Source organism: Ideonella dechloratans, from assembly GCF_021049305.1.
Taxonomy (GTDB): Bacteria; Pseudomonadota; Gammaproteobacteria; order Burkholderiales; family Burkholderiaceae_C; genus Ideonella; species Ideonella dechloratans.
This window is the reverse complement of record NZ_CP088081.1, coordinates 3548129-3567430: the sequence shown is the minus strand read 5'-3', so window position 1 is coordinate 3567430 and position 19302 is coordinate 3548129. Positions and strand designations below refer to the sequence as shown.

The window sequence follows — 19302 nt, the reverse complement described above, 5'->3', positions numbered from 1 at the left end:
GTGATGGGATGGCTGGGATGCTAAGGGGCGCCGTGCGGGCCCCGCGTCGGGTTTCCACGGGAAGCATGGCTGGCCCGATACTTCGGGCTGACACTTCCACGCCTGCCCATGTTGCGCTACCTCACCGTCCCCGTGACCCCCTTCCAGCAGAACTGCTCCATCGTCTGGTGCGACGAGACGATGCAGGCGGCCGTGATCGACCCGGGTGGCGAGGTGGACCGGCTGATCGCCGAGATGCAGCGCCTGGGCGTCACCCCCACCGCGCTGTGGCTCACCCATGCCCACATCGACCACGCCGGCGGCACGGGCGAGATGGCCCGCCGGCTGGACCTGCCCATCATCGGCCCGCACCAGGGCGATCTGTTCTGGATCGAGCAGTTGCCCGAGCAGAGCCGCATGTTCCGTTTCCCGGCGGCCGAGCCCTTCCTGCCCACCCGCTGGCTGGAGGATGGCGACACCGTGACCCTGGGCCACACCGAGGTGGCCGTGCGCCACTGCCCGGGCCACACGCCCGGCCATGTGGTGTTCCACCACGCGGGGGCGCAGCGCTGCTTCGTGGGCGATGTGCTGTTTGCCGGCTCGATCGGCCGGACGGACTTTCCGGGCGGCGACCACGACACCCTGATCGCCAGCATCACCCAGCGTTTGTGGCCCATGGGGGACGAGACGGTGTTCATCCCCGGGCATGGGCCGGAGAGCACTTTTGGCCGAGAACGCCGTTTCAATCCCTATTTGGGGGGGACTTGATCGCCGGACTGTGAAGAAAGGTGATTCCGTCACATTGGCGAGTGCGAAAACTTAACTCAGGCCTAGCAGCGTGGACCTCTAAGCTGAAGGCCATGGAGTCAAGCACATCCTCTGGTGGATGGACACAGCGGCTCCAACACCAGGAGAACTGCCGTGTTTGAACCCATCACCGCCCCGTCGAATGCTTCGATCACCCCCCGGGCCCCGTGGCCGGCGCTGACCCGCGCGATGTCCTACCGCGGACCCGAGCGTCGCTCCGGTGCCGCGCTGATGGCCCGGCTGATGGCCCTGGCCCTGGACGAGATCGATTACGGCATGCTGATGATCGGGGAGGACGGTCATGTCATGCATGTCAACCACGCCGCGCGCATGGAACTGGAAGGCCAGCACCCGCTGATGCTGGACGGTCGTGTGCTGCGGGCCCGCGACCTGCGGGACCAGACCGCCCTGGTCGATGCCCTGCAGGGCGCCAGCCGCCGCGGCCTGCGCCGCCTGTTGTCGCTGGGCGATGGCGAGCACCGGGCCGGCGTCTCGGTGGTGCCGCTGCCCCTGTTGCCGGGCGAGGCCTCGTCTGCCGCCACCCTGCTGGTGCTGGGCAAGAGCCAGGTCTGCGGCGCGCTGTCGGTGCAGGGCTTTGCCCGCGCCCACAAGCTGTCGCCGGGTGAAGAGCAGGTGCTGATCGCCCTGTGCGATGGCGCCAGTCCCTCGGACATCGCCCAGGCCAACGGCGTGGCCATCTCCACGGTGCGCACCCAGATCGCCAACATCCGCGCCAAGACCGGCTCGGACAGCATCCGCAGCCTGATCCACCAGGTGGCCGTGCTGCCGCCGCTGGTGGGCACGCTGCGCCAGTCCTCGGTCGATCACCGCGCGGCGTTCGGCGACATGGGGGCTCTCTTCGGCGTGCTGGCCGGCGTGCACAACTGAGACAGTCCGTGGCCCCGCAGCGTCCTCTGCGGGGTCATCCTCTGGCGTTCTGGCCGTTTGGCCAGCTAACATGAGGCATGGTTGCAACTGTGCCCATGTTGAATCCACACATCCCCGGTTCGGGGTGGTTGGCCGAGTATCCGGCCGTGCGTCGTCTCTCTCCGCTGTTCCAGCAGCTGCTCGAGCGAGGTGATCTGCGTCGCTATGCCAAGGGCACCCTCCTGATCCAGGAGGGAGACCACGGCGACACCCTCTATGTGATCCTCCAGGGGCTGCTGCGTGCCTTCGGTGCCGATGACCAGGGGCGCGAGATCACCTACGGCAGCTATGGACCGGGCGAGTGCGTGGGCGAGATGAGCCTGGATGGGGGCGCCCGTTCGGCCAGTGTCGCCACGCTGGAGCCCAGCACCTGCGTGGTGCTGGCCCGTGAAACCCTGCTGCGCTTCATTGGCGAAGAGCCGGAGTTCGCCTTCGAGCTGCTGGCCATGGTGATCCAGCGGGCCCGCTCGGTCACCCAGAGCGCCAAGCGTCTGGCCCTCAATGATGTCTACGGGCGCCTGCGTCTGCTGCTCGGCGCCGAGGGGGATCCGATGGGGGGAGACATTCTGCTCACCCACCAGGACATCGCCCACCGCATCGGCTGCTCGCGCGAGATGGTCAGCCGCCTGATGAAGGACCTGGAAAAGGGCGGCTACATCGCCCAGCAGCGCGGGCGCGTGCGGCTGATGCGTCAGCTGCCCCACCGCTGGTGAGGCGCACGCGCCTCAGGCACTGACCAGGTCCAGCACCGGGTGGGCTGCCTGACCGGTGCCCAGGCCCCGCAGGTCCAGCCAGCGGGTGGCGCCGAACATCACGTCCTGCGCCACGGCCCGCGCCGTGGTGTCGCAGGCCAGGATCTCGCCGGGCAGCGCCGCGGCGCACAGTCGTGACGCCCGGTTGGTCACGGTGCCGATGGCCGCATAGTCCAGCCGACCTTCGAAGCCGATGGGCCCCACGGTGGCTTCGCCCCGGCTCAGGCCGATGCCCAGGCCCGCCGGCCCGCCCAGGGCCTGCCAGCGGGCCTGCAGCGGCCCCGCGGCCTCGCGCATGGCCAGCGCCAGCTTCACCGCGCGCAGGCTGTGGTCGTCCTGCGGGTCGGGGTCGTTGAAGAAGACCATGAAGCCATCGCCGGTGAAGCGTTCCAGCGTGCCCTCGTACTGGAAGACCAGCTTGCCCATGGCGCGGTGGAACTCCCGCAGCATCGACATCAGCGCCATGGCGTCCACCCGCTCGGCATAGGCGGAAAAGCCCCGCAGGTCGGCGAACAGCACCGTGATCTCCCGCCGGTGGCTGCGCAGGATCTCGCCGTTGCCGGTGGCCACCAGGCGCTCGGCCAGCGCGGGCGAGAAGAAGCGCTTGAGCAGCGACAGGTGCTCCACCTCCATGACCTTCTCGGCCACCCGGTACTCCAGCGTTTGGGACCAGGCGGCCAGTTCGGCCTTCTGCGCCTGGGCCTTGTCGTACAGCTCCTTGACCCGCAGCAGCGAGCGCACCCGGGCCCAGAGCTCCTCCTTGACCACGGGCTTCGTGATGAAGTCGTCGGCGCCGGCATCCAGCCCGCGCACGCGGTCTTCCTTGGCGTCCAGCGAGGTCACCATCACGATGGGCACGGCCTGCATGCCGGCCTCGCGCCGCAGGCGGGTGCACACGCTGTAGCCGTCCAGGTCGGGCATCAGCACGTCCAGCAGGATCAGGTCCGGTCCGCGGTCCAGCGCCATCGCCAGGCCCTGCTCGCCGCCCTCGGCCAGCAGCACCTCGTAGCCACGCGAGGCCAGCAAGGCCTCCATCAGGCGGCGGTTCTTCTCCTGGTCGTCCACCACCAGGATGCGCGGCACCGTGTTCATCGCGTGGCGGCCGGGGGGCGGAGGTGGGCGGGCACCTGGGCCTGCAGTGCCTCGGGCAGGTGGCCGCACACCGTCTGCACGAACTGCCGCACCGAGGTCAGCGGTTTGGCGATGTAGCCGGCAAAGCCGCACTCCTCGATGCGCCCGCGGTAGGCCGGCATCACCGAGGCGGTCAGGGCCACCACCGGCACGTCGGCCAGGCTGGGCTGGGCATGGATCCAGGCGATCAGCGCAAAGCCGTCGCTGTCGGGCAGCTGGATGTCCAGCAGCACCAGGTCGGCGCCCCGCGCCAGCAGCTGTTCCTGGGCCTGGGCGGCGGTGCCCGAAGCGTGCACCGTGAAGCCCTGCGAGGCCAGCACATCGGCGGCCAGCTTGCGGCTGCGGTCGTCGTCGTCGATGACATGGAGCGTGATGTTCATGGCTCAGCGGCCCTCCTCGTCGTCGGGCAGGCGTGGCAGGTTGAAGCGGAAGGTGGTGCCTTCGCCCACCACGCTGTGCAGGCGCACGTCGCCGCCGTGCAGCCGCACCAGGCGGCGCACCAGGGGCAGGCCCAGGCCGGTGCCCTCGCTCTTGCGCAGGATGTCGTCGCCCACCTGTCGGAATTCCTCGAACACCATGGCCTGATGCTCCGGCGCGATGCCCACGCCGGTGTCGCTCACCGTCATCCACAGGCCCTCGTCTTCGTTGCTGCCGACCTCAATCGTGATGGTGCCACCTTGCGGGGTGAACTTCACCGCGTTGCCCAGCAGGTTCAGCAGGATCTGCTTGACCCGCCGCGCATCGGCCGCCCAGGTGTCCGGGGCCTCCTCCAGCATGAGCTTGAGCGTCAGCCCGCCACGGGTGCAGCGCTCTCGCATCATCGCGGCGGTGTGGTGCACCAGCTCGGCCACCTCCACCTGGGACAGGTTCAGCTCCATGTGGCCGGCCTCGATCTTGGACAGGTCCAGCACGTCGTTGATGAGCGACAGCAGGTGTTCGCCGGAGGCGTGGATGTCGTGCGCGTACTCGCGCTGGCGCTCGTTGAGGGGGCCGAACATCTCCTCGCGCAGCACGTCGGAGAAACCGATGATGGAGTTCAGCGGCGTGCGCAGTTCGTGCGACATGTTGGTCAGGAACTCGGACTTGTGCCGGTTGGCCAGTTCCAGGTCGCGGGTGCGTTCGGCGATCTTGCCGGACATGTCGCGGTAGAGCTCCTGCAGATTCGCGGCCATCACGTTGAACTGGGCGGCCAGGTCCTCCAGCTCGTCGTTGCTGTGAAGGGTGATGCGGGTGCCCAGCTGGCCCTCGGACAGGGCCTGGGCCCCCTGGTGCAGTTCGCGGATGGGCTGGCTGACCCGTCCGACCACCACCATGGCCGCCACGATGGCGCCGGCCACCGCCAGCAGGATCACCACGCCGGTGCGCAGCAGCGTGCTGTACACCGGCGCCAGGGCCAGGTTGCGCGGCTGCTCAATCACCAGCTGCCAGCCCAGGGCGGGCAAGGCAAAGCGGCTGGCCAGCACGGGCTGACCGTCCAGCCCGGGCCGGGCGCTGGCATCGCGGCCCGACGGGCCGTCGCTCGATGGGGTGGCCTCGGCGCTTGGCGTGGGGGCGGGGCCGGTGGGCTGGGGCGCCGTTCGCTGGGCCAGCATCAGCGTGGTGTCGGCATGCAGCACCACCACCCCGCGGCTGTCCACCGCGTAGGCCTCCAGCGTCGGGTTGTGCAGCACCGGGGCCAGGTGGCGGGCCACCGTGCGCAGGTTCACGCGCGCCACCGTCACCCCCGCGCCCATGCGCGGGTCGGGCGTCACCAGCAGCAGCTGGGGTTCGTAGCCGTCGGCGTACTCGATGCTGCCCTGCTCGGGTGGCAGGCCGTTGGGCCAGCGCAGGCGGCTGGCGGGCGTGAATTCGGCCGGCTCGGTGCCCGGCACCTCGGACAGCGCATTGCGCGACACATGCACCATCACCCGGCCCTGGGGGTCGTAGTGCGTCAGCTCCTGCACCGCCGGCTCCAGCTTCAGGATGCGCTGGAACTCGCTGCGGCGATCGCCGTCGTCCAGCCAGCCGGGCAGCTCCCAGGGCAGGCTGGCCGTGGCGCGCACATGGCGCTCGATGGAGCCCAGCTCGGCCTGCAGGGCGCCGCTGACCTCGCGCGCCAGCAGGCCCTGGTTCAGGCTCAGGTTGCGGATGGCCTCGCGGTAGCTGAAGAGCACCTCCATGCCGCCGAACAGCAGGATGCTGAGCACCGCCAGCAGCGCGAAGGCGCGCACCTGCTTGCGCCACAGGCGCAGGCGCCAGAGCGAGCGCGACGGTGGCCCGGGCGGCGCTGGGGCGGCGGGTGGGTCCGCCGGTTGGGGGGGAAGGGGGTACTGCCGGGCCATGGAGGGGCGGGGCGCTCAGCGCCAGAGCTGGTCGGCCGTGCGCAGGGCGACCTTGGAGGGCACCAGCCCCATGGCCTGGGCCGCGCGCAGGTTGATGATGAACTCGAAGCCCTCGGGCCGCTGGACGGGGATGCGCGATGGGTCCGCACCCTCCAGGATGCGCCGGGCCAGTTCAATGCCGCGCGGCTGCTCCGGGGATTCGGTGCTGCCTTTCACTGCCATCAGCCCGCCAGCCAGGAGCAGGTAGCGCGAGTCATAGACCACCGGCAGGCCCAGGCTCTGCAAGGCCGGCACCAGTTGCTGGCGGTGGGTGTAGCTCAGATAGCTCATGGGCGCCAGCACCCCGTCGCCAGGGTGCAGCCAGTCGCTCAGCCGGGCGAAGTCTTGCGCCTTGCAGACCCGCACATAGCGCAGCGGCAGCCCGGCCCGGTGCGCCGCCAGGCGCAGGCCGGCGTCGTCCTGCTGGCTGCCCAGGGCCTGCGGCAACTCGTCGGAGGGGATCGGCCCGGGGCGGCAGGGGGGCATGGCCACGCCGGGGCAATCCGGGTCGGCGGCCTCCTCGGTGCCATCCACCAGCAGGGCCAGCCCGCGGATGTTCGGGTAGGCAAGGTGCAGGGCTTCGGCCATCTTGCCCCAGCCCGGCAGCGCCGACGTGAAGCCCGTGGTGGGTGTGCCCGGCCGGCGCAGGCTGTGCACCAGGCAGTAACTGCGTGGGTCGTCCGCCGAGCGGAACAGCACAGGGATGGCGCGATCCAACTGGCGCACCTTCACCGCGGGCGACATGGTGGTGCTGACGACCAGGTCCCAATGCCGCCGGGCCAGCCACTGCTCCACCTGCAGCAGGGTGTGGGCGTCGCTGGCCTGGGGATCCAGTTCGCCCCGCTCCAGCACCAGATGGTGGCCCTGCCGCTCCAGCGGGGCCAGTTCGCGGCTCAGCGCCGCCATCATGGGCCGATCCAGCTGTTCGCTCAGCTGGCTGAGCACCAGCACCGACAGGGTGCGCGCATGGCCCGTGCCGAGCGACATCAGCAACAGGCCCGCGACCAGCAGCCGTGCCAACCTCTCGACCGACTTTTGTCGGAGGCGGCCCCTGCCGGGAACTGCCGGGGCGATCAGCTGGTCAGGTGCTGGGCGCACAGGGTGTTGGCCAGGTAGGCCTGCCCTTGCGCACTGCCCACGTAGGTGGCCAGTGCGGTGGCATCGGCAAAGTGCAGCAGCGAGGTCTCCACTGGCGGGCTGGCCGTCAGGCCGTTCATCGGCGTGCCCACGAAGGCCGGCAGCTGCGTGCCCCCCGCCACCACCCCAGGCGGGCAGTTGCCGCAGCGCATCGACGGCTGAGTCCCCGTCCAGGCCTTCCAGCGGTGCACCAGCAGGGCCAGGGGCAGCGTGGCGTTGTCGTCGAAATAGCCGGACACAAAGCTGGTGGCCAGCACGCTCTGGCCGTCGGCCGAGGCCACCCAGCGTTGCGCGGCGTCCTGGGCATCGAACATCACCCACTGCACCGACACCGGCTTGACCAGCAGGTTGGCGTTGGCCAGTTCCGCCGCGGCGGTGTACCAGCAGAAGGTGTCGGTGGGCGCGGTGGGCAGCAGGGTGCCGCCGCCCAGGGGGCTGGAAGGCGTCAGGGGGTTGCCGCTGAAGCGCAGCACGCAGGTGTGGAACATGCCAGTGGACACTTGGTACCTCGTCTCAGATGGGGGAATGGACTCGACTGCAGGGGCCCGCTTTCCGGCAGGCCGCGGCGCAATCTACCGGTCGACGTCTGTGTCCAGATGTTCCCGTCGGCCCGCCATCCCTTCCTCTGAGGATGCTGTGTGGGGTTGTCACCATCGGCCCGGGCTTCAGGCCGCCGGGGGCGAGAAGCGCTCGGGCGGCTTGGGCGCCTTGTCGTACAGCGGCAGCACCTTGGGCAGGGTCCTCTCGATGTCGGCGATGCGGGTGGGCCCGGCCGGGTGGGTGGACATGAACTCCGGCGGTGCGCCCTCATTGGCCTTGAGCATCTTCTGCCACAGGCTGACGCCGGCGCGGGGGTCGTAGCCGGCACGGGCGGCCAGGTCCAGGCCCACCAGGTCGGCCTCGCTCTCGTCCTCGCGGCTGAACTTGAGGGTCAGCAGCTGGGCGCCCATGCCCAGCGCGGCGTCGCCCAGCTGGCCCAGGCCCAGCAGCGAGCTGATGAGGTTGGCGCCGATGCGGGTGGCCGAGCTCTTGCCCATGCGCTCGCGGGCGTGCTCGCGCAGGGCGTGGGCCATCTCGTGGCCCATGATCATGGCCACCTCGTCGTCGCTGAGCTGCAGCTGGCGCAGGATGCCCCAGTAGAAGGCGATCTTTCCGCCGGGCATGCAGAAGGCGTTGAGCTCCCTGGAGCCGATCAGGTTGACCTCCCACTTCCAGTCGCGGGCGCGGGGGTTCCAGGCGTAGGTGTAGGGGATGATGCGCTGGGCGATGGCGCGCAGGCGGATCACCTGCGGGTGGCTGTCGGGCGCCAGCGCGCGCTTGCCCTGCGCTTCCTTCTTCAGTTGCACATACTGCTGCTGCGCGGCCTGCTCGACCTGTTCGGCCGGCACCAGCTGGGTGAACTTCGATTCCCGGCCGACCTGCTGGCGCACGCCGTCGTCCTGGGCCAGCACGCTGGCCGGCAGCAGGCTGACGCCGGCGCCCAGGCCGGCCCAGGCGGCCACCCGGCGGCGCTGGTGCAAGGGGCAGGTGCAGCCCCGGGCATGGGCCAGGGGCGGCAGGGGCAGGTCGGCGTTGGTCTCGAAATCGTGCATGACAGGACAGGTGGTCAGTCGTCCGCGGTGGCGGCGCCAGGATCGGGCGCCAGGGCCTGGATGCTCGCACGCAGGCGCCAGAGCATCAACAACGCCGGGGCGGAAAGTGCGGTGGACAGCAGGAAAAAGGGAGGCCAGCCGATGGATTCGGCCAGCACGCCGGCCAGCGGCCCCACCCAGACCCGGCCGACCGAGGCGAAGGCGCTGAGCAGGGCGTACTGGGTGGCGGTGAAGCGCTGGCTGGTCAGGCTCATCAGGAAGGCGACGAAGGCCGCGGTGCCCATGCCGCCGGTCAGGTTCTCCAGCGCGATGACCATCAGAAGGCCGCCATCCACCGGCGTGGCCTGGGCCAGGTGCACGAAGCCCCAGTCGAAGGCCGGGATGGTCAGCCCCGGCAGGGCGCCCTGGCCGTGCACGGCCAGCCACCAGAAGCCCAGGTTGCTCAGGCCCTGGGCCAGGCCGAAGAGCATCAGCGCGCGCCACAGGCCCAGGCGCAGCATCAGCGCGCCGCCCAGCAGGGCGCCCAGCAGGGTCAGCCACAGGCCCAGCACCTTGTTGACCAGGCCCACCTCGGCCGAGGTGAAGGCCATGGTCTTGAGCAGGAACGGGGTCATCAGGGCGCCGGCAAAGGCGTCGCCCAGCTTGTAGAGCACGATCAGGCCCAGGAAGGCCCAGGCGCCGGGCTGGCTGAAGTAGCTGGCCAGGCCCGACAACAGGGTGTGGAAGCGCGCCCGCCGGGCCGCCCAGGCCGCCAGCGGCAGGGTGGTGGCCAGGCCCAGCAGCAAGGCGGCCAGGTCGGTCCAGCGTTGCTGCAGGGCGGTGGCCAGCGCGGTGCCCTGCAGCCAGGGCAGCAGCAGGGCTGAGGCCAGAGGCGACCAGAGGTGCTGGGTCAGCAGGTAGCCGGCCACGGCGGCGCCGCTCACGGCCAGGAAGCCGGTCAGGTCCTCGCGCGCCAGGCTGCGCGGCACCTCGGGACGGGGCAGGCGGGGCAGCAGGGTGGCGCTGGCCACGGCGGTGACCACCATCAGGCCGGCCATCAGCCGGTAGACCTGGGGCCAGCTCCAGCCGCCGCCCTGCTGCGGGTCGGTCCAGATCAGGGCCACGCCGCCGGAGAGGATCATGGCCAGCCGGTAGCCCATCACGTTGAGCGAAGAGCCCAGGCCACGCTCGGACGCCGGCAGCAGATCGGTGCGGTAGGCGTCGATGGCCACGTCCTGCGAGGCCGACAAGAACGCCACGGCCACCGCCAGAAGTGCAAAAGTCTGTAAGGACCGGCTGGGCGAGGTGGCCGCCAGGGCCATCAGGGCCCCGGCCAGGGCCAGCTGGGTGAGCACCAGCCAACCGCGGCGCCGGCCCAGGCCGGGCGGGTCGAAGCGGTCCATCAGCGGGGCCCACAGGAACTTGAAGGTGTAGGGCAGGCCCACCAGACTCAGAAAGCCGATGGTGGCGACGTCCAGGCCCTCCAGGCTCAGCCAGGCCTGCAGGGCCTGGCCGGTGAGGGCCAGCGGCAGCCCCGAGGCAAAGCCCAGCAGGGTGACGACGAACAAGCGGTGCAGGGCGCGCAGGCGATGACCGGCCCGGGAGGCGGCGGCCGGCAGGGAGGGCGGGGGCATGGCAGGATTCTAGAAGTGGGGGGCTTGCCGCTCGGAGCCGGGGCCAAAATGTGATGGAATCGGCGCTGGTCGGTTCGTTTCTTGGCAGGTTCGGCAAAAGGTGATGTCGTGGGCTTGATGGCAGATGTTCCCGCGTGGTACTGGCAGGTGTTGGGCGCCGTGGGCGGCCTGGGCCTGGGCCTGTTCATCGGCGCGGTCAGCCGCCGCAAACCCAGCGACCCACCGCCCACCCAGATGCAACCCCGGCCGGCCCGGCCCGCCCAGGCCGCGGCCGCCCCGGCTGCGGCGGGCGCGAATGGCGCCAGTGGCGGCGAGCCCCGGCTGGACGCCACCTCCCAGCGCCTGCTGGAACGCCTGCGCGAGGCCAACCTGGACCTGACGGCCCGCCTGCGCGCGGCCACCGACCAGCATGCGCGCGACCTGCTCGAGCGCAGCCAGCAGCAGCAGGCCGAGCAGCAGCGCCACGAACGCCAGATCGAGGAATTGCGCCAGACCCATGCCAACGAGCTGTCCCACCTGATGACCGACATGGTCGAGCAGGTGGACGCGATGCAGCGCGAGCATGTGGCCAAGCTGACGGCGCTGCAGGACGAGATCGAGCAGCTCAAGCGCATCTCCCAGACCATCGTGGACCCGGTGACCCTGCACATGGGCGGGGACATGCGGCCGGCCGCGCCGCCCGCCGCCCCGGCCCGGCCACGGGGCTGAAGCCCCCGAGGCGCGCCGCCGGAGCCGCACGCCGGACCTTGAAATACCCGGGCGTGTACCCATGTGCCCGGCATGAGCACCGACACCTCCGCCCGCACCCAGATGGTCTGCCCGCACTGCGGGGCGACCAACCGCATCCCCACCGAGCGCCTGGCCGATGACCCGGTCTGCGGCCGCTGCCAGCAGGCCTTGCTGGATGGCCACCCGCTGGCCTTGACCGACGCCAGCTTCGACAAGGTGGTGGCGGGCAGCGGCCTGCCGGTGGTGGTGGACTTCTGGGCCCCCTGGTGCGGCCCCTGCCGCATGATGGCGCCGCAGTTCGAGGCGGCGGCCGCCCAGCTCAAGGGCCGGGCCTTGTTCGTCAAGGTCAACAGTGACGAGAACCCGCAGCTTTCGGCCCGTTACGGCATCCGCAGCATCCCGACGCTGCTGAAGCTGCGCGGCGGCCGCGAGGTGGACCGGGTGGCCGGTGCCATGCCGGCGGCCCAGGTGGCGGCCTGGGCGCAGCGCTGAGCCTGCGACGGGCTCAGGCCCGGGCCGGCGCGGGCCCGATGTCCACGTACTGCCACCACTCGTTCCAGAACGGGGGGCGGCGGTAGCCCTGCACCTCGGCGGCTGCCACGTCGGTGACGTAGCGGTGCACATGGCATTTGTACGGCGCGTAGACGATGCCGATGCGCTGGGCCTGGCGGAAAAGGGCCCAGCGTTCCGGGCCGTCGGGCAGGGCCTGCATCTTCAGGTAGAGGGCATCGAACTCGGCGCTCTTGAAGCGGGCCATGTTGTCGCCGCCGATCTTGGGGCTGAACATCATGCCCAGGCCGCTCTGGCCGTCGTACTGGCTGGCCGAGGAGTTCACGAACCAGCTCATCAGCGAGCCGGCCTGGGCCGCCTTGAGGTTCTCGGGCCATTTGGCGGGCTCGATCACCCCGCGGATGCCGATGGCCTGCATGTTGCGCTGCCACAGCTCGTCGAGCGAGCGGTAGAACTGGTCGGGCTGGGAGGCGCGGCGGATCAGCAGCGGCGAGCCGTCGGGCTGCTCGCGCCAGCCGTCGCCGTCGCGGTCCACGTAGCCGTAGATGTCCAAGAGGGCCTTGGCGCGCGCCGGGTCGTACTGCCCCATCTCGGAGCGGAAGTTCGGGTCGTAGCCGCTGGTGTTGGGCACGATGAGCGACTGGGCGGGAATGCCCTGGCCCTGGCGCACCAGCGCGATCTCGCGCGGGATGTCCATGCCCAGGTTCATGGCCCGGCGCAGGGCGATCTTCTCCGGCGTGTAGCCGCCCACCACCGGGTCTTCCATGTTGTACAGGGTGTAGCCGATGTCCGGCGCCAGGCTGCGGTAACCCTGCATGTGCTGGTGGGCCAGGTTGGGCGCCAGGCGGCCGTTGGGCATGGCCAGGGTGGCGAACTCCTCGGGCACCCGTTCGATGAAGTTCTGCTGCCCGTTCAGGAAGGACAGCCAGCGCGGCTGGCTCTCCTCGATGATGGACACCTCGACCCGGTCGATCATGGGCAGGCGGCGGCCCTTGAAGCGCGCCAGCAGGGCCTGGCCCTCGGCATCGTCGGCGGCCGGTTCGGCGTCGTACAGGCGCTCGCGGTACTCGGGGTTGCGCTCCAGCGCGATCAGCGAGCTGCGGCGCCACTGCACCAGCTTGAAGGGGCCGGTGCCCACCGGGTGGCCCATGATCTCTTCGGGGCCGTAGAACTCCACCACCTCGCGGGCCACGGCGCCGAACAGGTCGCTGCCGGTCAGCAGCTCGATCAGGCGGGGCCGGCCGGCGGCCACCTCCAGGCGCAGGGTGTAGCGGTCCAGCGCACGCAGGCCGGGCACCACCCGGTCGTAGTCGAAGGGCTGGCGCTTCTGCAGGCATTCCTCGCGCAGCGCGGCCAGACCGACGAAGTTGGCCTCCTCCAGATCGCCCCAGGCCGGGCTCTTGTTGGCCGGATCGGCGAAGCGCTTGATGGCGTAGACGTAGTCCTCGGCCACCAGTTCGCGCTTGCGGCCCTTGAAGGCCGGGTCGGACATGAAATAGATGCCCGGCTGCACCTTGATCACGTAGACCCGGAAGTCCGGCGAGATTTCGGGCAGTGCCGCCGCGGTGAGCAGCCTGACCTTCGCCGGGCGGGCCAGATGGTCGTAGACGTAGAGGCCCTCGAAGATGTGCGCAGTGAGGATGCGCGAGTACAGGTCCTGGATCTTGGCCGGGTCGAAGCCGGTCTCGGCCGCCTTGAAGGCGTAGCGCAAGACCTTGGGCGAGGCGGCTGACGCCGTGGCCGTGCCGGCGGCGGCCGACTGGCTGCCCAGCAGGGCTGCGGCGCCCGCCAGGCCGGTGGTCTGCAGCCACTGGCGGCGGCCGGGGTGCGGGGGCAAGTCGCTCACGGGGTCAGGCCTTGGCGGAGGAGGAGGGCCCGATGTCCACGTACTGCCACCAGTCGTTCCAGAACAAGGGGCGGCGGTAGCCGTGGACCTCGCCGCTGGACATGTCGGTGATGAAGCGGTGCAGGTGGCACTTGTAGGGCGCGTAGGCGACGCCGATGCGCTTGGCCTGGCGGAACAGGGCGTCGCGCTCGGGGCCGTCGGGCAGGGCCTGCATCTTCAGGTAGATGGCGTCGAACTCGGCATTCTTGAAGCGGGCCAGGTTGGCGCTGCCGGCCAGCGGGCCGTAGTAGCGGCCCAGCGCGCCCTGGCCGTCGAACTGCGAGGCCGACGAGGCCACGCCCCAGCACATCAGCGCGCCGGCCTGGGCGGCCTTGAGGTTCTCGGGCCACTTGGCGGCCTCGATCTCCACCCGGATGCCGATGGCCTTCATGTTGCGCTGCCACAGCTCGTCCAGCGCCCGCGAGGTCTGGTCAGGCTGGGAGGCGCGGCGGATCACCAGGGGCTCGCCGTTGGGCTGCTCGCGCCAACCGTCGCCGTTCTTGTCCACATAGCCGTAGATGTCCAGCAGGGCCTTGGCGCGGGCCGGGTCGTACTGCCCCATTTCGGAGCGGAAGTTCGGGTCGTAGCCGCTGGTGTTGGGCACCACGATGGACTGGGCCGGGATGCCCTGGCCGCGTCGCACCAGGCTGATCTCGCGCGGGATGTCCAGGGCCAGGTTCATGGCCCGGCGCAGGGCGATCCTCTCGGGCGTGTAGCCCCCGATCACCGGGTCCTCCATGTTGTAGAGCGTCAGCACCACGTCCGGGGCCAGCGCCCGGTAGCCCTGGATGCCCTGGTGGGCCAGGTTGGGGGCCACCTTGCCGCCCGGCATGGCGATGTTGACGAACTCCTCGGGCACCCGTTCGATGAAGTTCTGCTGCCCGTTCAGGAAGGACAACCAGCGCGGCTGGTTCTCTTCGATGATGGAGACCTCGACCCGGTCCAGCATGGGCAGGCGGCGGCCCTTGAAGCGCGCCAGCAGGGCCTGGCCCTCGGCATCGTCGGCGGCCGGCTCGGCGTCGTAATAGCGTTCGCGGTACTCGGGGTTGCGCTCCAGCGCGATCAGCGAGCTGCGCCGCCACTGCACCAGCTTGAACGGGCCGGTGCCCACCGGGTGGGCAGCGATCTCCGAACCATAGGCCTCCACCACCTCGCGGGCGACGGCACCGTAGAGGTCGCCGCCGGCCAGCAGCTCGACCAGGCGGGGCCGGGTCTCGGCCACTTCCAGGCGCAGGGTGTAGCGGTCCAGCGCGCGCAGGCCGGGCACCACCCGGTCGTAGTCGAAGGGCTTGCGGCTCTTGAGCGTTTCCTCGCGCAAGGCCGTCAGGCCGATGAAGTTGGCCTCTTCCAGGTCGCCCCAGGCCGGGCTCTTGTTGGCCGGGTCGGCAAAGCGCTTGAGGGCGTAGACATAGTCCTCGGCCACCAGCTCGCGCTTCTGCCCCTTGAAGGCCGGATCCGACGCGAAGAAGATGCCCGGCTTCACGCGGATGGTGAAGACGCGGAAATCGGCCGACACCTCGGGCATGGCCACGGCGGTCAGCGGCTTGATCTTGGCCGGACGGGCCAGGTGGTCGTAGGTGTAGAGGCCTTCGAAGATGTGCGGCGTGATGATGCGCGAGTACAGGTCGCTGAGCTTGGCCGGATCAAAGCCCGTTTCGGCCACGCGGAAGGCATAGCGCAGCACCTTGGGGCCGGCGCCTGTCCCCGTCTCGGCGGCTTCGGCCGGGGCGCTGGTCATCAGGCTGGCGACGCCGGCCAGGCCGGCGGCCTGCAGCAGTTGGCGTCGGGCGGTGGAGCGGGGTGCGTCTGGATGCGGCGGGATTGCAGAGGACTCGGACATGGACTCGGTCAGTTCAGGAGGTGGCGACGGGGTGGCGCCAGGCCATCAGTGCAGGGCCGCGGACTTCTTCTGGAGGTCCACGTCCACAAAGCGGCCGAAATCGAGGGCGAAGGGGTGGGTGCGGTAGCCCAGCAGCCAGGGTTGGGACAGGTACAGGCGGATGCGGTGGACATGCGGCTTGATCGGCATGTACACCGCCAGCAATCTCTGGGCCTGGGTGATCAGCGCGTCGCGCTCGGGGCTCAGTGGCATCTGGTCGATGCGGCGCACCAGGTCGTCGTAGGCCGGCAGCTTGAAGAAGGGCAGGTTGTTGGCGCCGGCCTCGGGGCCGTAGGCCTCGTGCAGAAAGCCCGAGCCATCGGGCGAGGTGGCGGTGTTGCCCAGGGCCCAGATCTGCACCGAGCCGGCCTGGGCCAGCTTGAACTGGTCGGGCCACTGGCCGGGCACGAACTCCATGTGCAGGCCCACGGCCTTCATGTACTTGCCCCACAGCTCGTTGAACTGGCGGCTGGTCTCGTCGCTCTGGGTGAAGTAGCGCAGCAGCAGGGGCTTGCCGTCGGGCAGGTCGCGCCAGCCGTCACCGTCCTTGTCGACATAGCCATACAGATCCAGCAGGGCCTTGGCCGGGTCGTACTCGCTGAAGCCGAAGTTCTGCTGCGGGTCGTAGCCGTAGGTGTTGGGCACCAGCAGGGTCTTGGCCGGAATGCCCAGGCCGCGGCGCACCCGGTTGATCTCGGCCATGTTGTCGTAGGCCAGCGAGATGGCCCGGCGCAGCGCGATCTTCTCGGCGGTGTAGCCCCCCACCACCGGATCGTTCATGTTGAAGTAGGTGTAGGCGTGGTCCGAGCGCAGCACCCGCTCCAGCTGGATGCCCTGCTTGGCCAGGTTGGGCGCCAGGTGGCCACCCGGCGCGGCGATGGGTGCGTACTCCAGCGGGGTGATCACCAGGTCGAAGTCCCTGGACAGGAAGGACAGCCAGGTGGGCTGGGGCTGCTCGATGATGGCGAATTCGAGCCGGTCGATCATCGGCAGCTTGCGGCCCTTGAAGCGTGCCAGCAGGGCCTGGCCCTCGGCGTCGTCGGCGGCCGGGTGGGCGTCGTAGGAGTCGTCGCGGTAGCCGGGGTTGCGCTCCAGCACGATCAGCGAGGAGCGGCGCCACTGCGCCAGCCGGAAGGGGCCGGTGCCCACGGGGTGGGCGTCGACGTCCTCGCCGTAGGCCTCCACCACCTCGCGCGCCACCGCGCCGAAGCTGTTGGTGTTGGCCATCGTCAGCATGAACATCGGATTGGGTCGGCCCAGCGTGACGCGCAGGGTGTAGCGGTCGGGCGTCTGCAGGCCGGCCACCGGGGCGTCGTAGTCGAAGGGGCGGCGCGTGTCCAGGGCCTTCTGGCGCAGTTCCTCCAGGCCCAGCACGTGGTACTCGCGGTACTCGCTGTAGACCGGGCTCTTCCAGCGTGGGTCGTAGTAGCGCTTGATCGCGTAGGCGTAGTCGGCCGCGGTCAGCTCGCGCCGGACGCCCTTGAAGGCCGGGTCGTCGGCGAAGTAGATGCCCGGGCGGATGTGCACCGTCCAGACCGTGAAGTCGGCCGAGTGCTCGGGCAGCGCGGCCGCCGTGAGCGGACGCACCTCGGCCGGGCGGGCCAGGTAGTCGTAGGTCAGCGGGGCCTCGAAGATGTGCGAGAGCACTTGGTTCGAGTAGATGTCGCTGATGCGGGCCGGGTCGAAGCCGGTTTCTGCGGCGTTGAAGGCATAGCGCACCACCTTCGTGCCGGTGGGCGCGGAAGCCGGGGCATCGGCGGCCTGGGCCGCGGTCATCAGCGAGAGGGCCAGGCTTGTGGCCTGCACCAGGGTTCGAATCCAGCCCATGTACTGCTGTTCCGAGTTGCAAAACGCTCGAGTCTATCCGCCCCCACCGAGAGGATGACGCTGGCACAGGGTTTGCGTTAGGGAGGGCCCGGATCGCGCCCCGCCTACACTCGCGCATTCTTCAGTCTGGCTCGGTGGCCACAAGCCGCCAGGTCTCAACCCTGTTGTCCTCTCTATGCTTGCCTATCTGATACGGCGCCTGTGGCAGATGGTGCCCACCCTGCTGGGGGTGGTCCTGCTGGTGTTCGCCCTGTTCAAGTTCTTCGGCAGTGACCCCGCCGTCATTCTTGGGGGCCAGAACGCCACCCAGGCACAGATCGCCGCGATCCGGCAGGAACTCGGGCTGGACCAGCCGTGGTGGATCCAGCTGTGGATCTTCGTCAAGCAGATCGCCACCTTCGACTGGGGCAAGAGCTGGGCAACCAACGAGCCGGTGGCCCACCTGTTCGCCAGCCGCCTGCCGGCCACGCTGACGGTGATGGTGCCCATCCTGATCCTGGACTCGCTGCTGGCCATTCCCGTGGCGCTGGGCGTGGCCTATGTGCGCGGCTCGCTGACCGACCGGGTGATCATGGTGGTGACCACCGTGGCCCTGTCGATCTCCTTCCTGGTCTACGTGATCGTCGGGCAGTACGTGTTCGGCTTCCAGCTGGGCTGGTTCCCGGTGCAGGGCTGGAGCGACTCGACCTGGACCAATCTGGTGCAGTACGTGCCGCTGCCGCTGCTGCTGGTGGTGGCCGTGGGCCTGGCGCCGCAGACGCGCCTGTACCGCACCTTCTTCCTCGATGAACTGGGTCAGGACTATGTGCGCACCGCGCGGGCCAAGGGCCTGGGCGAAGGTGCAGTGCTGTTCAAGCACGTGCTGCGCAACGCCATGATCCCCATCCTGACCAATGTGGGCCTGGCCTTGCCGGGCATCTTCGTCGGTTCCTTCCTGATCGAGGTCTTCTTCTCCATCCCCGGCCTGGGCCGCGAGGTGCTGCTGGCGGTCAACCGCAGCGACTACCCCGTCATCCAGGCGGCCACCGTCTACCTGGCGGTGCTGACGATGCTGATCAACCTGGCCACGGACCTGCTCTACAAGCTGGTCGATCCGCGGGTGGTGCTGAAATGAGTGCAGTGATTCAACAAGCGGCCGGCATGGCGCCGGCAGGTGCCCCCCTGCGTTCCGAGGGCGTTTGGCAGGCGGCCTGGCGGCGTTTCCGCAAGGACCGCGTGGGCATGGTGTCCCTGGTGGTGGTGGCGGCCTTCCTGCTGCTGATCCTGTTGTCGGCCACCGGTCTGGTGGCCCGGGGTTGGCAGACCGAGGTGGCGGTGCCCAATGCGCCGCCCACGGCGGTGGGGCCGCGGGCGTTGGACCCGGCCCAGCCCAAGGCCGAGGATCTCGCCCCCAATGTGGACCTGACGGACATCGACCCGCTGGCGCCGCGCTATGCCGAGTGGGCCGAGCGCGCCAAGCAGTACCACGCGGTGGAGACACCCAAGGCCGACACCCTGCCGCTGGGCGCAGACCGTTTGGGTCGCAACGTGCTGGACAAGGCGATCAAGGGCACGCAGGTGTCGGTCTTCGTCGGTGTGTTGGCCGCGGTGGTGGCCACGCTGGTGGGTACCGCGCTGGGCGCCTTCGCCGGCTTCTTCGGCGGCAAGGTGGGCGACTTCCTGGAGTGGCTCTACAACGTCTTCACCGCCATTCCCTACATCCTGCTGATCTTCGCCTTCGCGGCGGTGCTGGGCCGGGGCATCGGCACCGTGGTGCTCATCCTGGGCCTCACCGGCTGGACCGACCTGTACCGCCAGGTGCGCGCCGAGTTCATGAAGCACCGGGCGCGTGAGTACGTGCGTGCGGCCGAGGCCATCGGCGCCTCGTCGATGTCGCGCATCTTCCGCCACATCCTGCCCAACGTGAGCCACGTCATCCTGGTGCGCATGTCGCTGCTGGTGGTGGGCTTCATCAAGAGCGAGGTGATCCTGTCCTACCTGGGTCTGGGCGTGCCGGTGGACCAGGTCAGCTGGGGCACCATGCTGGCCGAGGCCCAAGCCGAGCTGATCCTGGGCTACTGGTGGCAGCTGGCCACCGCCACCGTCTTCATGGCGGTGTTCGTGACGGCCTTCTCGCTGATGGCCGACGCCTGGCGCGATGCGCTGGACCCGAAGCTGCGCGGCCTGGAGTGATG

At 69.8% G+C, this 19302-nt stretch carries 17 protein-coding genes; 7 read left to right on the top strand and 10 right to left on the bottom strand.

All coding sequences use genetic code 11. From position 1 onward, the window contains the following. The first annotated feature begins 108 nt into the window (after nt 1-108). From LRM40_RS16625 to LRM40_RS16615, 3 genes are all read left to right on the top strand, one after another. Entirely contained in the window at nt 109-747 is a 639-nt protein-coding gene (locus tag LRM40_RS16625) for an MBL fold metallo-hydrolase (protein WP_151125365.1), read from the top strand. Nucleotides 748-900: 153 nt separating this feature from the next. Next, nucleotides 901-1674, top strand: a complete 774-nt coding sequence (locus LRM40_RS16620) for a helix-turn-helix transcriptional regulator (RefSeq protein WP_151125366.1) — start codon at nt 901-903, stop codon at nt 1672-1674. A 146-nt stretch (nt 1675-1820) separates the two neighbouring features. Continuing rightward, a complete protein-coding gene (locus tag LRM40_RS16615; protein ID WP_231067606.1) occupies nt 1821-2426 on the top strand; it encodes a Crp/Fnr family transcriptional regulator in 606 nt (201 codons plus the stop codon). Nucleotides 2427-2438: 12 nt separating this feature from the next. On the opposite strand, the gene LRM40_RS16610 is transcribed toward LRM40_RS16615, so the two are convergent. From LRM40_RS16610 to LRM40_RS16580, 7 genes are all read right to left on the bottom strand, one after another. Beyond that, nucleotides 2439-3557: an adenylate/guanylate cyclase domain-containing protein gene (locus LRM40_RS16610; protein WP_151125368.1), complete on the bottom strand. Its 1119-nt coding sequence runs from the start codon at nt 3555-3557 to the stop codon at nt 2439-2441. Further along, nucleotides 3554-3976 carry a response regulator gene (locus LRM40_RS16605; RefSeq protein ID WP_151125369.1) on the bottom strand — a complete coding sequence of 141 codons (423 nt, stop codon included), beginning with the start codon at nt 3974-3976 and terminating at the stop codon, nt 3554-3556. Before LRM40_RS16605 ends, LRM40_RS16610 begins: the two co-directional genes overlap by 4 nt. 3 nt (nt 3977-3979) lie before the next feature. Beyond that, nucleotides 3980-5917: a sensor histidine kinase gene (locus tag LRM40_RS16600; protein WP_151125370.1), complete on the bottom strand. Its 1938-nt coding sequence runs from the start codon at nt 5915-5917 to the stop codon at nt 3980-3982. Nucleotides 5918-5932: 15 nt separating this feature from the next. Continuing rightward, a complete protein-coding gene (locus LRM40_RS16595) occupies nt 5933-6949 on the bottom strand; it encodes a type 1 periplasmic-binding domain-containing protein (RefSeq protein ID WP_231067605.1) in 1017 nt (338 codons plus the stop codon). 80 nt (nt 6950-7029) lie between these two features. Next, nucleotides 7030-7581 (bottom strand): hypothetical protein, encoded by a 552-nt coding sequence (locus LRM40_RS16590; RefSeq protein WP_151125372.1) that lies wholly within the window; start codon nt 7579-7581, stop codon nt 7030-7032. 177 nt (nt 7582-7758) lie between these two features. Then, the gene (locus tag LRM40_RS16585; RefSeq protein WP_151125373.1) at nt 7759-8685 is read right to left on the bottom strand and encodes a M48 family metallopeptidase; all 927 of its coding nucleotides are present in this window, start codon (nt 8683-8685) and stop codon (nt 7759-7761) included. Between the two features lie 14 nt (nt 8686-8699). Continuing rightward, on the bottom strand, nt 8700-10298 hold the full coding sequence (locus LRM40_RS16580) for an AmpG family muropeptide MFS transporter (RefSeq protein WP_151125374.1): 1599 nt from the start codon (nt 10296-10298) through the stop codon (nt 8700-8702). A gap of 117 nt (nt 10299-10415) precedes the next feature. Here LRM40_RS16580 and LRM40_RS16575 point away from each other — a divergent pair, with 117 nt between their 5' ends. Continuing rightward, nucleotides 10416-11006: a hypothetical protein gene (locus LRM40_RS16575; protein WP_151125375.1), complete on the top strand. Its 591-nt coding sequence runs from the start codon at nt 10416-10418 to the stop codon at nt 11004-11006. A 72-nt stretch (nt 11007-11078) separates the two neighbouring features. After that, a complete protein-coding gene (trxC, locus tag LRM40_RS16570; protein ID WP_231067604.1) occupies nt 11079-11519 on the top strand; it encodes a thioredoxin TrxC in 441 nt (146 codons plus the stop codon). Nucleotides 11520-11532: 13 nt separating this feature from the next. On the opposite strand, the gene LRM40_RS16565 is transcribed toward trxC, so the two are convergent. From LRM40_RS16565 to LRM40_RS16555, 3 genes are read right to left on the bottom strand one after another with little or no spacing between them, the layout of a single operon-like run. Then, nucleotides 11533-13383: an ABC transporter substrate-binding protein gene (locus LRM40_RS16565; RefSeq protein WP_231067603.1), complete on the bottom strand. Its 1851-nt coding sequence runs from the start codon at nt 13381-13383 to the stop codon at nt 11533-11535. 4 nt (nt 13384-13387) lie between these two features. Next, nucleotides 13388-15262 (bottom strand): ABC transporter substrate-binding protein, encoded by a 1875-nt coding sequence (locus LRM40_RS16560; RefSeq protein ID WP_170288944.1) that lies wholly within the window; start codon nt 15260-15262, stop codon nt 13388-13390. Between the two features lie 45 nt (nt 15263-15307). After that, nucleotides 15308-17128, bottom strand: coding sequence for an ABC transporter substrate-binding protein (locus LRM40_RS16555; RefSeq protein WP_151125376.1), 1821 nt, complete (start codon nt 17126-17128; stop codon nt 15308-15310). A 175-nt stretch (nt 17129-17303) separates the two neighbouring features. Here LRM40_RS16555 and LRM40_RS16550 point away from each other — a divergent pair, with 175 nt between their 5' ends. Both LRM40_RS16550 and LRM40_RS16545 read left to right on the top strand, forming a co-directional pair. After that, complete coding sequence (locus LRM40_RS16550) at nt 17304-18242, top strand: ABC transporter permease (protein ID WP_151125377.1); 939 nt, start codon at nt 17304-17306, stop codon at nt 18240-18242. Next, entirely contained in the window at nt 18239-19300 is a 1062-nt protein-coding gene (locus tag LRM40_RS16545; RefSeq protein WP_151125378.1) for an ABC transporter permease, read from the top strand. The genes LRM40_RS16550 and LRM40_RS16545 overlap by 4 nt, the downstream gene beginning before the upstream one ends. Nucleotides 19301-19302 lie beyond the last annotated feature (2 nt).

What these genes read in the sequence shown, in the direction of transcription:
- LRM40_RS16625 (WP_151125365.1), top strand. Translation starts at nt 109, where the DNA reads ATGTTGCGCTACCTCACCGTCCCCGTGACCCCCTTCCAGCAGAACTGC.
- LRM40_RS16610 (WP_151125368.1), bottom strand. Translation starts at nt 3,557, where the DNA reads ATGAACACGGTGCCGCGCATCCTGGTGGTGGACGACCAGGAGAAGAAC.
- LRM40_RS16605 (WP_151125369.1), bottom strand. Translation starts at nt 3,976, where the DNA reads ATGAACATCACGCTCCATGTCATCGACGACGACGACCGCAGCCGCAAG.
- LRM40_RS16600 (WP_151125370.1), bottom strand. Translation starts at nt 5,917, where the DNA reads ATGGCCCGGCAGTACCCCCTTCCCCCCCAACCGGCGGACCCACCCGCC.
- LRM40_RS16590 (WP_151125372.1), bottom strand. Translation starts at nt 7,581, where the DNA reads ATGTTCCACACCTGCGTGCTGCGCTTCAGCGGCAACCCCCTGACGCCT.
- LRM40_RS16585 (WP_151125373.1), bottom strand. Translation starts at nt 8,685, where the DNA reads ATGCACGATTTCGAGACCAACGCCGACCTGCCCCTGCCGCCCCTGGCC.
- LRM40_RS16580 (WP_151125374.1), bottom strand. Translation starts at nt 10,298, where the DNA reads ATGCCCCCGCCCTCCCTGCCGGCCGCCGCCTCCCGGGCCGGTCATCGC.
- LRM40_RS16575 (WP_151125375.1), top strand. Translation starts at nt 10,416, where the DNA reads ATGGCAGATGTTCCCGCGTGGTACTGGCAGGTGTTGGGCGCCGTGGGC.
- trxC (WP_231067604.1), top strand. Translation starts at nt 11,079, where the DNA reads ATGAGCACCGACACCTCCGCCCGCACCCAGATGGTCTGCCCGCACTGC.
- LRM40_RS16560 (WP_170288944.1), bottom strand. Translation starts at nt 15,262, where the DNA reads ATGTCCGAGTCCTCTGCAATCCCGCCGCATCCAGACGCACCCCGCTCC.
- LRM40_RS16555 (WP_151125376.1), bottom strand. Translation starts at nt 17,128, where the DNA reads ATGGGCTGGATTCGAACCCTGGTGCAGGCCACAAGCCTGGCCCTCTCG.
- LRM40_RS16550 (WP_151125377.1), top strand. Translation starts at nt 17,304, where the DNA reads ATGCTTGCCTATCTGATACGGCGCCTGTGGCAGATGGTGCCCACCCTG.
- LRM40_RS16545 (WP_151125378.1), top strand. Translation starts at nt 18,239, where the DNA reads ATGAGTGCAGTGATTCAACAAGCGGCCGGCATGGCGCCGGCAGGTGCC.